15 protein-coding genes are annotated in these 14,331 nt (G+C 36.1%); all 15 read left to right on the top strand.

Annotated features, from left to right (window positions below; genetic code table 11):
- The first annotated feature begins 17 nt into the window (after positions 1-17).
- Complete coding sequence (locus tag D4A81_RS12105) at positions 18-764, top strand: tRNA threonylcarbamoyladenosine dehydratase (protein WP_111525924.1); 747 nt, start codon at positions 18-20, stop codon at positions 762-764.
- A gap of 19 nt (positions 765-783) precedes the next feature.
- Positions 784-2,181, top strand: coding sequence for an alanine/glycine:cation symporter family protein (locus D4A81_RS12100; RefSeq protein ID WP_111525923.1), 1,398 nt, complete (start codon positions 784-786; stop codon positions 2,179-2,181).
- A gap of 76 nt (positions 2,182-2,257) precedes the next feature.
- Positions 2,258-2,566 (top strand): thioredoxin, encoded by a 309-nt coding sequence (gene trxA / locus D4A81_RS12095; RefSeq protein WP_111525922.1) that lies wholly within the window; start codon positions 2,258-2,260, stop codon positions 2,564-2,566.
- 63 nt (positions 2,567-2,629) lie between these two features.
- Positions 2,630-3,547: an NAD(P)/FAD-dependent oxidoreductase gene (locus tag D4A81_RS12090; RefSeq protein WP_111525921.1), complete on the top strand. Its 918-nt coding sequence runs from the start codon at positions 2,630-2,632 to the stop codon at positions 3,545-3,547.
- 14 nt (positions 3,548-3,561) lie between these two features.
- Positions 3,562-4,107 (top strand): glutathione peroxidase, encoded by a 546-nt coding sequence (locus tag D4A81_RS12085; protein WP_111525920.1) that lies wholly within the window; start codon positions 3,562-3,564, stop codon positions 4,105-4,107.
- 75 nt (positions 4,108-4,182) lie between these two features.
- Entirely contained in the window at positions 4,183-4,626 is a 444-nt protein-coding gene (locus D4A81_RS12080; protein WP_111525919.1) for a MarR family winged helix-turn-helix transcriptional regulator, read from the top strand.
- A 63-nt stretch (positions 4,627-4,689) separates the two neighbouring features.
- Positions 4,690-5,208, top strand: coding sequence for an NUDIX hydrolase (locus D4A81_RS12075; protein WP_111525918.1), 519 nt, complete (start codon positions 4,690-4,692; stop codon positions 5,206-5,208).
- Positions 5,209-5,668: 460 nt separating this feature from the next.
- Positions 5,669-7,009: a hypothetical protein gene (locus D4A81_RS12070; RefSeq protein ID WP_111525917.1), complete on the top strand. Its 1,341-nt coding sequence runs from the start codon at positions 5,669-5,671 to the stop codon at positions 7,007-7,009.
- A gap of 21 nt (positions 7,010-7,030) precedes the next feature.
- Positions 7,031-8,128, top strand: a complete 1,098-nt coding sequence (locus D4A81_RS13310) for an InlB B-repeat-containing protein (RefSeq protein ID WP_111525916.1) — start codon at positions 7,031-7,033, stop codon at positions 8,126-8,128.
- A 315-nt stretch (positions 8,129-8,443) separates the two neighbouring features.
- A complete protein-coding gene (locus D4A81_RS12060; protein ID WP_119808319.1) occupies positions 8,444-9,361 on the top strand; it encodes an Rpn family recombination-promoting nuclease/putative transposase in 918 nt (305 codons plus the stop codon).
- 294 nt (positions 9,362-9,655) lie between these two features.
- Positions 9,656-10,537, top strand: coding sequence for an Rpn family recombination-promoting nuclease/putative transposase (locus D4A81_RS12055; protein WP_119808317.1), 882 nt, complete (start codon positions 9,656-9,658; stop codon positions 10,535-10,537).
- A gap of 294 nt (positions 10,538-10,831) precedes the next feature.
- A complete protein-coding gene (locus tag D4A81_RS12050) occupies positions 10,832-11,695 on the top strand; it encodes an Rpn family recombination-promoting nuclease/putative transposase (protein WP_119808315.1) in 864 nt (287 codons plus the stop codon).
- Between the two features lie 517 nt (positions 11,696-12,212).
- The gene (locus D4A81_RS12045) at positions 12,213-12,872 is read left to right on the top strand and encodes an amino acid ABC transporter permease (RefSeq protein WP_111526090.1); all 660 of its coding nucleotides are present in this window, start codon (positions 12,213-12,215) and stop codon (positions 12,870-12,872) included.
- Positions 12,853-13,524, top strand: a complete 672-nt coding sequence (locus D4A81_RS12040; RefSeq protein ID WP_111526091.1) for an amino acid ABC transporter permease — start codon at positions 12,853-12,855, stop codon at positions 13,522-13,524. Before D4A81_RS12045 ends, D4A81_RS12040 begins: the two co-directional genes overlap by 20 nt.
- Positions 13,525-13,543: 19 nt before the next feature.
- Entirely contained in the window at positions 13,544-14,317 is a 774-nt protein-coding gene (locus tag D4A81_RS12035) for an amino acid ABC transporter ATP-binding protein (protein WP_111526092.1), read from the top strand.
- Positions 14,318-14,331: the final 14 nt, after the last annotated feature.

Below are 14,331 nucleotides of genomic sequence, written 5' to 3'. Positions count from 1 at the left end.
GATATATCTAATAATATATGGAACAATTTGCAAGAACACAACTTTTGCTTGGATCTGAGGCCATGGAAAAGCTGAAGAATTCAAGAGTTGCAGTATTTGGAGTAGGTGGAGTAGGTGGATACAGTGTGGAAGCTTTGGCAAGGTCCGGAGTTGGAGCAATAGATATTATAGATGATGACAGGGTCTGTCTTTCAAATATCAACAGACAGATAATAGCCGATATGACAAGCATCGGAAAATATAAGGTAGATGTGGCAAAAGAAAGGATATTAAGTATAAATCCAGACTGTAAGGTAAACACATATAAATGCTTCTATCTACCTGAGAATGCGGCTGAGTTTGATTTTTCACAGTATGATTATGTTATAGATGCAGTCGACACTGTTACCGCAAAAATAAATCTTGTTATGCAGGCAAATGAAAGTAATGTAAAGATAATAAGCAGTATGGGAGCAGGAAATAAGCTGGATCCTACAGCATTTGAAGTAAGTGATATATATAAGACCAGTGTATGTCCACTGGCAAAGGTTATGAGAAGAGAACTGAAAAAAAGGAATATAAAAAAGCTTAAGGTGGTATACTCCAAAGAGGAAGCTCTTGTACCTATAGAAAATGAAAATATAAAAAATGTGGACGGTAGTAATTTACCGGGTGCAGACAGAACACATAGCAAAAGAAGATCAATACCGGGTTCTGTGGCATTTGTACCTTCAGTAGTAGGACTTATAATATCCGGAGAGGTAATTAAGGATTTAATAAAATAAATATAAATGAGAGGGAAATATGATTGAGACAATTTCAAAGTTAAACTCTACTATAAATGGGTTTATATGGGGTGTACCTGCTATGATAGCTCTGATGGGGGTTGGTGTATATCTGAGTGTGAGAATGGGATTTTTACAGATAAGAAAGTTCAGATATATAATGAAAACCACTGTAGGTAGGATTTTCAAAAAACGAGATATTGCAGATGGTGCATTGTCACCATTTCAGGCGGCAACTACAGCACTTGCAGCTACAGTCGGTACAGGAAATATAGCAGGAGTAGCCGGTGCTATATCAATAGGCGGTCCGGGAAGTGTATTTTGGATGTGGGTCTCTGCAATACTTGGAATGTGCACGAAGTTTACAGAGGTGACTTTGGCAGTGTATTATCGAAAGAAAAATAAGCATGGAGAACTTGTCGGAGGTCCGATGTATTATATTCAAAACGGTCTTTCAAAAAAATGGCTGTTTTTGGCTTATTTATTTGCAACTTTCGGTGTACTTACAGTATTTGGAACCGGAAATGCTACACAGGTAAATACTATTACAGCTGCTATAAATGTTGCCCTTGAGGGCTATGGCATAGTAAAACCGGGTGGACATGAGATGATAAATCTAACTATAGGAATCATAGTAACCATACTTGTGGGAATGGTTTTACTTGGAGGTATCAAAAGAATAGGTTCAGTTACAGAAAAGCTGGTTCCATTTATGGCACTTATCTATGTGGTATTGGCATTTGGAGTTGTAATATTGAATATCTCAAGAGTACCGGAAGTTTTAAGTAGCATAGTATATGGAGCATTCAATCCAAGAGCGGTCACCGGAGGTATTATAGGAAGCTTCTTTATAAGTATGAAAAAGGGAGTATCCAGAGGTATCTTCTCAAATGAGGCAGGACTTGGAACAGGACCTATTGCCCATGCATCAGCAGATACAGGTAAGCCTGTAAAACAAGGATTCTTTGGAATATTTGAAGTGTTTGCAGATACCATAGTTATATGTACACTTACAGCCTTGGTAATACTTTGCTCGGGAGTAAATATACCTTTTGGATCTCCGGCAGGTGCGGAACTTACTATAGGAGGATTTATAAAGGCTTATGGAAATGGAGTATCTATATTTACCGCAATAGCAATGTGTTCATTTGCATTCTCAACTATTATAGGCTGGGGACTTTATGGTGCAAGATGCATAGAGTTTTTATTTAATGAAAAGATAATAAAGCCATTTATGGTGGTGTATTCTTTGATGGCAATAGTTGGAGCTACTATGGATCTTGGACTTTTATGGGATATTTCAGATACCTTCAACGGACTTATGGCAATACCAAACCTGATAGCATTATTCCTGCTTGCAAATGTAGTTGTAAAGCTTACAAAGGAATATTTTGAGACCGAAGGAAAAGAAAAATAAAAATGCTTGACAATAAAATAAAATTGTGTAAAATATAATTATAAACCATTTAAGAAAAATTGGAGGAGAAAAAGTTATGTCAGTAAAGATAATTACAAGTGAGAATTTTGAAGCGGAAGTATTAAATGCAAAAGAGCCTGTATTAGTTGATATCTGGGCACCATGGTGTGGTCCATGTAAGATGCTTTCACCTATAGTTGATGAGGTAGCTGAGGAGGCAGAAGGTTTCTCAGTGGCAAAGATCAATGCAGATGAGAATCCTGATTTGGTAAACAAATTCCATGTTATGTCAATACCTACACTCTTGGTATTCAAAAACGGTGAGATAGTAAATAAGTCTGTAGGTCTTATATCAAAGGATGAGGTAAAGGCTTTGTTGGGATAATTGAGGATTTGAGCAAACAATTGTTTAGATATTCAGATACATCCAAAAGAAAGAAGTGATTATATGTATGATATAGTAGTAGTGGGTGCCGGAACTGCCGGACTTTCAGCTGCAATATATGGAGTGAGAGCAGGCAAGTCAGTACTGGTACTTGAAGGTGCATCATATGGGGGGCAGATAATAAATACTCCTGAGATAGAAAACTATCCCGCTATAAAGAAAACTTCAGGTTTTGAATTTGCCACAGATTTATTCAATCAGGCAAAAGATCTGGGTGCTGAAGTTAAATATGAAAAGGTAGTTGGCATCAGCCTTGAAGGAAGTATAAAAAAGATAAAAACTGAAAAAGAGACTTATGATGCTAAGTCAGTGATTCTTGCTACAGGTGCAAAGAACAGACCTCTGGGACTTCCGAATGAGAAGAAACTGGTAGGTTCAGGTATATCATATTGTGCAACCTGTGACGGAATGTTCTATAGAGGTAAGGTTGTTGCTGTAAATGGTGGTGGTAATACGGCAATAGAGGATGCAACATTCCTGGCTAATGTTGCAAGTAAGGTATATGTAGTACATCGCAGAGACGAGTTTAGAGCAGAGGAAGCCGTAGTAGCTGCTTTGAAAAAGAAAGATAATGTAGAGTTCGTTTTGAACTCAAATATAATAGAAATAAAGGAAGAGTCATTTGCAGTTTCCGGAATAGTGGTAGAAGATAAAAATACACATGAAAAAAGAGAGATTGCAGTGGATGGACTTTTTGTAGCAATAGGTCAGGTACCTGATAATAATGCTTTCGCAGATGTGGTAGAGCTGGACAAGGCAGGTTATATCATAGCAGGTGAGGACTGTAAGACAAAGACAGAAGGCGTATTTGCAGCAGGAGATGGTAGGACCAAGGAAGTGCGTCAGCTTGTAACTGCGGCAGGAGACGGTGCTGTATCAGGAATTGCGGCTGCAAAATATGTGGAAAAACTGAATATATAATTAGGAGAAAATATATGAATATATATGATTTTAAAGTAAAAAACAACAAGGGTGAGGAAGTTAGCCTTAGCGATTATAAGAACAAGGTAGTACTTATAATAAACTCTGCAACAGAGTGTGGATTTACACCACAATATGAGCAGTTACAAAAGCTTTATGCAGACTATCAGGACAAGGACTTCGTTATACTTGATTTCCCATGCAATCAGTTCGGACATCAGGCACCGGGAAGTGATGAGGAGATTGCTAAGTTTTGCAGCTCAAGATTCGGTGTAACCTTCCCATTGTTCTCAAAAATAGAAGTAAATGGTGACGGTGCAAGTGAAGTATTTAAGTATCTTAAGAGTGAGAAGGGCTTTGCAGGATGGGGAGCTGATAATGATATGTCAAAGCTTCTTACAAAGATGCTTAGTGAGGTAGATCCTGACTATGCAAGCAAGCCTGATATTAAGTGGAACTTTACAAAATTCCTTATAGACAAGAGTGGAAATGTTGTAAGAAGATTTGAGCCTACAGAAGGTGTTGAAGTAGTAGAAGAGGCTGTAAAAGAATTAATTTAATATATAAAAGAAAGGGGAGCGTTTATGAAGATAAAGGCTCCTTGAAATCTTTTAAAAGAAAGAGGGAATATTAAAATGGCAGATAAGTATGACTCACTAAAACTTGAAAATCAACTTTGTTTTCCACTTTATGCTTGCTCAAAGGAAATAGTAAGACGATATAAAGTATACCTGGATAAGCTGGATCTGACATATACACAGTATATCGTAATGATGGTAATGTGGGAAGAACAGGAACTTAATGTGAAGGAATTAGGAGATAAGCTTTTCCTTGACTCGGGTACACTTACACCTGTATTGAAAAAACTTGAATCTAAGGGCTATGTAACAAGAGAGCGTTCAAAGATAGATGAGAGGACTCTTATAGTTACACTTACAAAAAGTGGTGAAGATCTTAGAGAAAAAGCTCTCGAGATACCTGTAGGAATGAGAGGCTGTTTAAATATAAGTAATGAAGAGATGGTTTTGCTTCGTGATATGCTAAAGAAGATACTTGGTGAAATGGGAGATGTAGCATAGTAATATTCTGTAGACCAATTTCAAAAGATTCTGATAAAATATTGGAAAGGCAGGATTACTAAAATGAGTGCTGAAAAAGAACTTTGGGATATATATGACGAAAACAAGTTACCTACAGGAGAGACAATAGACAGATACAATTTTTCACTAGATCCGAAACAATTTCATTTGACTGTAATAGCAATTTTATTTACAGAAGATAAAAGAATATTGATAACAAGACGCTCTATGAATAAGAGATGGGCAGGAGGACTGTGGGAGATACCGGGTGGCGGAGTAAGAGCCGGAGAGAATTCACAGGATGCGATACATAGAGAAATTTTGGAAGAGACCAATATAAATCTTTATGGTAGAGCGTATGAAAAACTTTATACATATAAGAGAGAAAATCCTGAAGGAAACGGTTATTTTTTTGATATGTATTGCTATCTTATATCGGAGGAAGATATCCGGAACATAAAAATGCAGGTGGAGGAAGTATCAGACTTTAAGATTGTAGATGCTTCAGAGATAGAAGAGATAGCAAAAAGAGGTGAATTCCTAAATTTTGAGAATGTAAAAGAGATTTTATATAGTATATAAGATATTAGAAGCTACGAGAGGATCGTGGCTTTTTTTATTGTATAAATATCAGAGTAATCCTAGAGAATAGGTGATGGAGTATCACAATAGTGTTCAATAAATAGCAACACAAAAACTAGCATAAAAATATTAAAAATTACATAGAAAAATAATAAGAACTGTCTGGTATTCATTGAATACTATTTTGATTTTAGATCGATTTGGGGTAAAGATTATCTGTTGAATAATAGATTTTTTTGGGGACGGTAGTATTATTTTGTAAAGCCAAAGAAAATCAGGGAAGGAAAACGAGAGATTGAGTAAGAAGGGAGATGATTGCACAAAGATAATATATTTTTTATATTGAAATTTGAGAAAGAAAATAACACAATTTTAAAAGTGAGTTCTCTGAGGACACCCCTCTGAGGACACCCCTCTGAGGAAAGCCTTCTTCCAAGGTAATTGGAAGGAGGTTTTTACTTTGAAAGAAAGAATAACAAAGAAGATATTGGCTATATTTTTGACCATAGCTATGTGTTTAACACTTATGCCTGTGACGGCATTTGCTGAAACACCTAAAATACAGAATGTACATATTTCAGAAGAAGGTATACTTACATTTGATGAAGTGCCGGGAGCGGTAAGATATGAGATAGATATCAGAAGTAATGTAACAGAAATGCATAAACTTCAGCAACCGGTTACATCAGGAACAAATATATTTGAGACGATAATGAAAAGATACAAATTTCCAACAGCTAGTTATTGGTTAGCTATGAGGGCATATAATTCAGAGGGTGGGCTTTGTGCAGATTTACACAACGAAGATGAGTACTATCGTTTTGATTACGAGTCTCCATTAATAGAGCTTGTTCCCCCTACAAATCTGCGTTGGGACGGATATACTGCAAGATGGGATGAAGTACCGAATTGTGAGAAGTATAGAATTAATCTGTACAGCAAATATGGAAACAGGAATAGTAGTATAGAAACTGAAGATACTTTCTATAATTATGGTACTGATGTTGGGGATGGAGAATACTTTAAAGTTGAAGCTATTGGGGGAGATGGATATATAGATAGCGTAGAATCTGCAAAAAGTCCAGTATGGAAGATTCAGGTGGTTAGAGAGGTCAATATTGTAGTAACCCCTCCCATAGCAGGTGAAATACCTGATTATAATGCAAGTACAGATAGTAAAGAATGTACTGTTGATTATAATAAAGTGGATTGGGTTGATAGTGATACTAGTATAGTAAGCAATACAAGTAGTCCTAGACCTTTGGAGGCAGGTCATAGATATGATGCAGTGGTTTGGCTAACACTTAATTCTGGGTATATATTTGATGAAAGTACAGTAGTAAAGATTAATGGTGAGGTGGCAAGCAAAACTAATGCTGCCACTAGATCAGCACAATTTAGTAGAGAGTTTAGTGTAGATGAGAGTATCAGAGAGGTAGATGTTAGAATAACCCCTCCCATAGCAGGTGAAATACCTGACTGTATTGCAAGCACAGATAGTACAGAATGTACTATTCGTTATAACAAAGTGCTTTGGAAAGATAAAGATACCGGAGTATGGCACACTAATTTAGGTACTGAACCTTTGGAAGCAGGTCATACATATATAGCTTCAACTTGGCTAAAAGCTAAATCCGGATATAAAATTGATGAAAATACAGTAGTAAAGATTAATGGTCTGACAGCATACAAAGGTGCAATAGTTGCTGAGTTATCCGGTGAATTAATAGAGTTTACCAGAGAGTTTACTGTAGATGGCACAGCTAATTTACATTCAGTAAACTTTGACTCAACCGGCTGATCGGAAGTTGCAGCACAGACTGTGGAAGAAAATGGAGTAGTAACAAGACCGGCAGATCCTGTACGAGATGGATACAACTTTGAAGGCTGGTATACAGAAGCTGAATGTATCAATGCTTATGACTTTAACTCACCTATAACAGGAGATATCACACTTTTTGCAAAGTGGGTAAAGAAGGATACTGAGGGAAGCGGTTCAGGAAGCGAAGGTGGAAGTGGAAGTGGCACAGGAAGCGGAAGCGGCACAGGAGGCGGAAGCGGTTCAGGAAGCGGAAGCGGCACAGGAAGCGGAAGCGGTTCAGGAAGTGGAAGCGACACAGGAAGCGGAAGTGGCACAGGAAGCGGAAGCGGTTCAGGAAGTGGAAGCGGCACAGGAAGTGGAAGTGGTTCAGGAAGCGGAAGCGGTTCAGGAAGTGGAAGCGGCACAGGAAGCGGAAGCGGCACAGGAAGTGGAAGCGGTTCAGGAAGCGGAATCGGCACAGGAAGCGGAAGTGGTTCAGGAAGCGGAAGCGGAAGCGGCTCAGGAAGCGGAAGCTGTTCAGGAAGTGGAAGCGGCACAGGAAGCGGAAGCGGCACAGGAAGCGGAAGCGGCACAGGAAGCGGCACAGGAAGCGGAAGCGGCACAGGAAGCGGAAGTGGTTCAGGAAGATCAGGTGGAGGCTCAAGAAGTGGTGGAGGTAGTTCATCAGGTGGAGGTTCAAAAGGTTCGGGAGTCACAAAGCAAACCCAAAAGAAGGGTGAATGGCAACAGGATGCTACCGGATGGTGGTATAAATATGCTAATGGTACATATCCGAAGGCAACTTGGGATAATATAGATGGAGCTTGGTATGCATTCAATGAAGCCGGCTATATGAGAACCGGATGGATATCATCAGGAGATAAGTGGTATTATCTGGATCCTGCACAGGGAGCAATGAAGACAGGCTGGTATCCGGATGGGAATATTTGGTATTATCTAGATCCTGCTTCAGGTGAGATGCTGCTTGGATGGCAGAATATCGGTGGAAAGTATTACTACTTCAATACCGGCAGTTCACGCCCACAGGGTGCAATGTATGCCAATGAAAAGACACCTGACGGCTATAGCGTAAACGCAAATGGTGAATGGATACAGTAATTTTCTTTGACCTTTGAATAGCAAAATAAATAAAGTATGGTTAGGGGGCTGTCGTTGTGGCAGCCTCTTTGCATATAGCAAGGCTACTTGGTATGCTTATCTATTCCATAAAAAATATATTACTCCCAAGTAGAAAAATGCTTAAGATTTGTTAAGATGTATTTAGTGAATCTTAAAAAGGTTCTTATTGTATTTTAGACATATATATCGTAAGATTAAAACATTAGATTTAGTTCGAAATTCTAAAAATTCTAAGTTTCAAAAGTTCAAATAATAATCCAATATTAAATTCTTTTGGTATAATAAGGAGGAGATATGCAAGATAAGGATATAACTCAGAAAGTGCTTGAAAAGTATAATGATGTATTTGCGGATATTTTAAATGTACTTTTATTTGATGGAAGAAATGTAGTAGAAGAATCTACGCTTACAGATGCATTGCCAATGAGTATGTTAAAGATAGACGGAAGAGTCAGATCTCAGGAAAGGGATATAGCAAAGTACTGGCGTAAAAGCAAAATCAATGTAGCATTGTTCGGACTTGAAAATCAGACAGTAGCAAATAAACTGATGCCACTTAGAGTCTTTGGATATGACGGCACAGAGTATGTAAAGCAAAGCAGGAAAGAAAATAGTGGCAAATCAAAGTATCCTGTGATTACATTGGTGCTGTATCTGGGATATGAAAAGAGATGGAACTATCCCAAAACACTTTTCGAAGTTTTGGATATAGATGAAGATATCAAGCCATATGTGAATGACTTTAAGATAAACTTATTTGAAATAGCATATATGGACAGAGAAAAGATAGACTTATTTAAAAGTGATTTTAGGATATTGGCTGATTACCTCTATCAGATGAGGATAAATAGAGATTACATAGCTGATGAAACCGATATTGCGCATGTGGAAGAACTTTTAACACTAATGTCGGCAATGACAGGAGATAATAGATTTGAAGAAACTATAAACGATTTGAAGGGAAAGGAGAACATCAATATGTGTGAAGTATTGGATAGGGTAGAGGCTAGAGGAATAGAAAAGGGTATAGAGAAAGGAATAGAAAAAGGAATAGAACAGGGAAGAATAGAAGGCAGACTTGAAGGAAGGCAGGAAGGCACTATAAACACGCTTATATCTTTGGTAAATGATGGAATATTAAGTGTTTATGAAGCTGCGTCTAGAGCAGATGTGAGTGTTGAAGATTTTGAAAAGTATATAAAGAAAAATTGATAAAGTATAATTATATAGGGGCTGATTGTGTGTGACAGCCCCTTTGCATATAGTAAATCTACTTGGTATGTTTATCTATTCCATAATAAAATATATTTTATTCCTAGGTCGAAAAGTGTGGAGTATTTGTCAAGTTATATTTAGTGAATCTTAAAAAGTTTCTTATTGTATTTTAGACATATATATCGTAAAATCAAAGCATTAGATTTAGTTCGAAATTCTAAAAATTCTAAGTTTCAAAAAGTTCAAATAATAATCCAATATTAAATTTTTTTGGTATAATAAGGAGGAGATATGCAAGGTAAGGATATAACTCAAAAAGTGCTTGAAAAGTATAATGATGTATTTGCTGATATCTTAAATGTACTTTTATTTGATGGTAGAGATGTAGTAGAAGAATCTACGCTTACAGATGCATTGCCAATGAGTATGTTAAAGATAGATGGAAGAGTCAGATCTCAGGAAAGGGATATAGCAAAGTACTGGCGTAAAAGTAAAATCAATGTAGCATTGTTCGGACTTGAAAATCAGACAGTAGCAAATAAACTGATGCCACTTAGAGTATTTGGATATGACGGTGCAGAGTATGTAAAGCAAAGCAGGAAAGAAAACAGTGATAAGGCAAAGTATCCTGTAATTACATTGGTGCTGTATCTGGGATATGAAAAGAGATGGAACTATCCCAAAACGCTTTTCGAGGTTCTGGATATAGATGAAAATATCAAGCCATATGTAAATGATTTTAAGATAAACTTATTTGAAATAGCATATCTGGATAGAGAAAAGATAGACTTATTTAAAAGTGATTTTAGGATACTGGCTGACTATCTCTATCAGATGAGGATAAATAGAGATTATATAGCTGACAGTACGGCTATTGAGCATGTGGAAGAACTTTTAACATTAATGTCGGCAATGACAGGAGATAATAGATTTGAAGAAACTATAAACGATTTGAAGGGAAAGGAGAACATCAATATGTGTGAAGTATTGGATAGAGTAGAGGCTAGAGGAATAGAAAAGGGAATAGAAAAAGGAATTGAACAGGGTATTAAAAGAGGAACTATAAATACCCTTATATCGCTTGTAAAGGACGGAATACTAAGTATTGATGAAGCATCAGTAAGAGCTGGAGTGAGTGTTGAAGATTTTAAAAAGTATATAAAGAAAAATTGATAAAGTATAATTATATAGGGGCTGATTGTGTGTGACAGCCCCTTTGCATATAGTAAGGCTACTTGGTATGTTTATCTATTCCATAATAAAATATGTTTTATTCCTAGGTCGAAAAGTGTGGAGTATCTGTCAAGTTATATTTAGTGAATCTTAAAAAGTTTCTTATTGTATTTTAGACATATATATCGTAAAGTCAAAGCATTAGATTTTTTTCGAAATTCTAAAAATTCTAAGTTTCAAAAAGTTCAAATAATAATCCAATATTAAATTTTTTTGGTATAATAAGGAGGAGATATGCAAGATAAGGATATAACTCAAAAAGTGCTTGAAAAGTATAATGATGTATTTGCTGATATCTTAAATGTACTTTTATTTGATGGTAGAGATGTAGTAGAAGAATCTACGCTTACAGATGCATTGCCAATGAGTATGTTAAAGATAGACGGAAGAGTCAGATCTCAGGAAAGGGATATAGCAAAGTATTGGCGTAAAAGTAAAATCAATGTAGCATTGTTCGGACTTGAAAATCAGACAATACCAAATAAACTGATGCCACTTAGAGTATTTGGATATGATGGTGCGGAGTATGTAAAGCAAAGCAGGAAAGAAAATAGTGGCAAATCAAAGTATCCTGTGATTACATTGGTGCTGTATCTGGGATATGAAAAGAGATGGAACTATCCCAAAACGCTTTTCGAGGTTCTGGATATAGATGAAAATATCAAGCCATATTTAAATGACTTTAAGATAAACTTATTTGAGATAGCATATCTGGATAGAGAAAAGATAGACTTATTTAAAAGTGATTTTAGGATACTGGCTGACTATCTCTATCAGATGAGGATAAACAGAGATTATATAGCTGATGAAACTACTATTGAGCATGTGGAAGAACTTTTAACACTAATGTCGGCAATGACAGGAGATAATAGATTTGAAGAAACTATAAACGATTTGAAGGGAAAGGAGAACATCAATATGTGTGAAGTATTGGATAGAGTAGAGGCTAGAGGAATAGAAAAGGGAATTGAACAGGGTATTAAAAGAGGAACTATAAATACCCTTATATCGCTTGTAAAGGACGGAATACTAAGTATTGATGAAGCATCAGAAAGAGCTGGAGTGAGTGTTGAAGATTTTAAAAAGTATATAAAGTGAAATTCAAATATGGGTATTGGTAAATGGCTAGACTTAATATAGAGAGGTTGTAATTTGAAATATGTCATAACTTCCTTGGATTTTTAAATAATATGAATTTAAAATAAATAATACATTTGAATTTATATAATCTTTATTTTAAGTGTTGAAAATATACTTTTAGATAAATGAAACTATTTATTAGAGATTAATAAATTTTGAGAATGTAAAAGAGATTTTATATAATATATAGGATGTTTGTTAGAAGCTGCGAGAAAATCGTGGCTTTTTTGTATGAGTAAATATCAGATAATATTTCACTTTTATACTGTATTTAGGATAAATAAAAGTACCTAAATGTTGTAGTGTAAATGTAAACAGATAATGGATAGAGTAATAATGCTGTGAGCCTAGAGTGATTCGATTTTTTTTATACAAAATATAAAAATACTATAAACCTATAGACAAAATAGGTTTATAGTGATATGATCTATTTCATAAAATAAATGAAGGGGTAGATATCCCGGAGAGTAGTATTATGGATTTTGAATTTATAAAACAGGTAATTCCTTTATACGTAGATGCGGCCATATTGACGCTTAAGATAGGCATACTTGGAATCATACTTGCCATAGCTGTAGGTCTATTATGTACAATTATTTTACATAAGAAAATACCGGTAATAAGGCATATTGTAAGTTTGTATATCGAACTTAGCAGAAACACCCCATTACTCATACAGTTATTTTTTATATACTACGGTTTACCAAAGTTTGGAATAAAGATAGATGCCTTTGTATGTGGAGTATTGGGACTGGCTTTTCTTGGAGGCAGTTATATGTGTGAGGCTTTCAGAAGTGGAATAGAAACTATAGATAAAATACAGGAAGAGAGTGCACTAAGTCTTGGACTTAGCCACAATCAGACACTTTTTTATATTTTAATTCCACAGGCTGTTGCAATAAGTACACCTGCATTCGTAGCCAATGTAATATTTCTTTTGAAGGAGACATCGGTGTTTTCGGCTATCAGTTTAATGGACTTGATGTTTACTGCAAAAGATCTGATAGGATTATATTATAAAACGGTGGAGAGTTTAGTACTTTTGATATTTTTCTATTTGATCATATTATTGCCGGTGTCCATACTCGGTTCCTACGTAGAAAGGAGGGTACGATATGCCGGATTTGGGTCTTGAAGTTATATTTAAAGGAAAGAATGCTATAAGGCTTCTTGGTGGACTTGGTATAGCACTTAGAATCAGCTTGATATCTGTGCTTATCAGTATTCCTTTGGGGATTTTAGTCGGTATTTTGATGACTTTCAAAAATCCGATAATAAAAGGTGTACTTAGAGTATATCTTGAATTTATAAGAATAATGCCACAGCTTGTACTTTTATTTATAGTATTTTTCGGAAGTACAAGAGTACTGGGAATAGATATTTCCGATGAGCTTTCAGCCATTATAGTATTCAGTCTTTGGGGAATTGCAGAGATGGGAGATTTGGTAAGAGGTGCTATTACAAGTATTCCAAAGCACCAGTATGAGAGCAGTGAGGCACTGGGTCTTAATAAGAAACAGACCTTTATTTATATCATTATACCTCAGACAATAAAACGGCTTGTTCCGCTTTCAATAAATCTGATTACAAGAATGATAAAGACTACATCACTTGTACTTATGATAGGAGTGGTTGAGGTGATAAAGGTGGCACAGCAGATAATAGAAGCGAACAGGGCTTCAAGTCCAAATGCAGCCTTTGGAGTATATATGGCAGTATTTATGATGTATTTTATTGCTTGTACTCCAATAAGTATGCTGGCAAGATACCTTGAAAAAAGAAATTAGTGTGATGGAAGGAGAGAGTATGCCACCAGTATTAGAAATAAAAGATGTTATAAAAAGGTATGACGGTAAGAATGCGGTACTTGACGGTGTTAGCCTTGAACTGAACAAGGGAGAGGTAATAGTACTGATAGGTCCAAGCGGTTGTGGTAAGTCTACATTACTTAGATGTATAAATGGTCTGGAAGAAATACAGGGTGGAAGTATAAGCCTTGATGGAGAGGTTATTGACTATAGTAAAAAGGATTTGACAAAGCTTAGGCAAAAAATAGGTATGGTTTTTCAAAGCTATGAGCTTTTTCCACATATGACAATACTTGAAAATATCATTCTGGCACCTACAAAGGTAGTCGGAGTAGATAAAAAGAGTGCAAAGAAGGAAGCAAGAGAGCTACTTGAAAGAGTAGGACTTGCCCACAAAGCAGATGCCTATCCAAGAGAACTCTCAGGCGGTCAAAAGCAGAGAGTTGCAATAGTAAGGGCACTTGCAATGCACCCTGAGATATTATTATTTGATGAGGTTACGGCGGCTCTTGATCCGGAGATGGTAAGAGAAGTACTTGATGTAATGCTTGATTTGGCAAAGCATGGCTCGACTATGATAATAGTAACTCATGAGATGCAATTTGCAGATGCGGTTGCAGACAGAGTATATTTCCTTGACAAGGGAAATATAGTGGAAACAGGCAGACCGAAGAGCTTTTTCACTTCACCGAAGACTGAAAGAGCCAGACAATTTTTGAATATTTTTGAATTTGAATCCATTAAGGATGATAATGAAGAATATAATATATAGATTTTAATATAGGA

It is taken from the genome of Lachnoanaerobaculum umeaense (assembly GCF_003589745.1).
GTDB lineage: Bacteria > Bacillota > Clostridia > Lachnospirales > Lachnospiraceae > Lachnoanaerobaculum > Lachnoanaerobaculum umeaense.
The sequence above is the reverse complement of the archived record's forward strand: the minus strand, read 5'-3'. Positions and strand labels throughout refer to the sequence as shown.

Excerpts from the sequence above, each read along its gene's own strand:
- D4A81_RS12105 (WP_111525924.1), top strand. The coding sequence starts at position 18 with ATGGAACAATTTGCAAGAACACAACTTTTGCTTGGATCTGAGGCCATG.
- D4A81_RS12100 (WP_111525923.1), top strand. The coding sequence starts at position 784 with ATGATTGAGACAATTTCAAAGTTAAACTCTACTATAAATGGGTTTATA.
- trxA (WP_111525922.1), top strand. The coding sequence starts at position 2,258 with ATGTCAGTAAAGATAATTACAAGTGAGAATTTTGAAGCGGAAGTATTA.
- D4A81_RS12090 (WP_111525921.1), top strand. The coding sequence starts at position 2,630 with ATGTATGATATAGTAGTAGTGGGTGCCGGAACTGCCGGACTTTCAGCT.
- D4A81_RS12085 (WP_111525920.1), top strand. The coding sequence starts at position 3,562 with ATGAATATATATGATTTTAAAGTAAAAAACAACAAGGGTGAGGAAGTT.
- D4A81_RS12080 (WP_111525919.1), top strand. The coding sequence starts at position 4,183 with ATGGCAGATAAGTATGACTCACTAAAACTTGAAAATCAACTTTGTTTT.
- D4A81_RS12075 (WP_111525918.1), top strand. The coding sequence starts at position 4,690 with ATGAGTGCTGAAAAAGAACTTTGGGATATATATGACGAAAACAAGTTA.
- D4A81_RS12060 (WP_119808319.1), top strand. The coding sequence starts at position 8,444 with ATGCAAGATAAGGATATAACTCAGAAAGTGCTTGAAAAGTATAATGAT.
- D4A81_RS12055 (WP_119808317.1), top strand. The coding sequence starts at position 9,656 with ATGCAAGGTAAGGATATAACTCAAAAAGTGCTTGAAAAGTATAATGAT.
- D4A81_RS12050 (WP_119808315.1), top strand. The coding sequence starts at position 10,832 with ATGCAAGATAAGGATATAACTCAAAAAGTGCTTGAAAAGTATAATGAT.
- D4A81_RS12045 (WP_111526090.1), top strand. The coding sequence starts at position 12,213 with ATGGATTTTGAATTTATAAAACAGGTAATTCCTTTATACGTAGATGCG.
- D4A81_RS12040 (WP_111526091.1), top strand. The coding sequence starts at position 12,853 with ATGCCGGATTTGGGTCTTGAAGTTATATTTAAAGGAAAGAATGCTATA.
- D4A81_RS12035 (WP_111526092.1), top strand. The coding sequence starts at position 13,544 with ATGCCACCAGTATTAGAAATAAAAGATGTTATAAAAAGGTATGACGGT.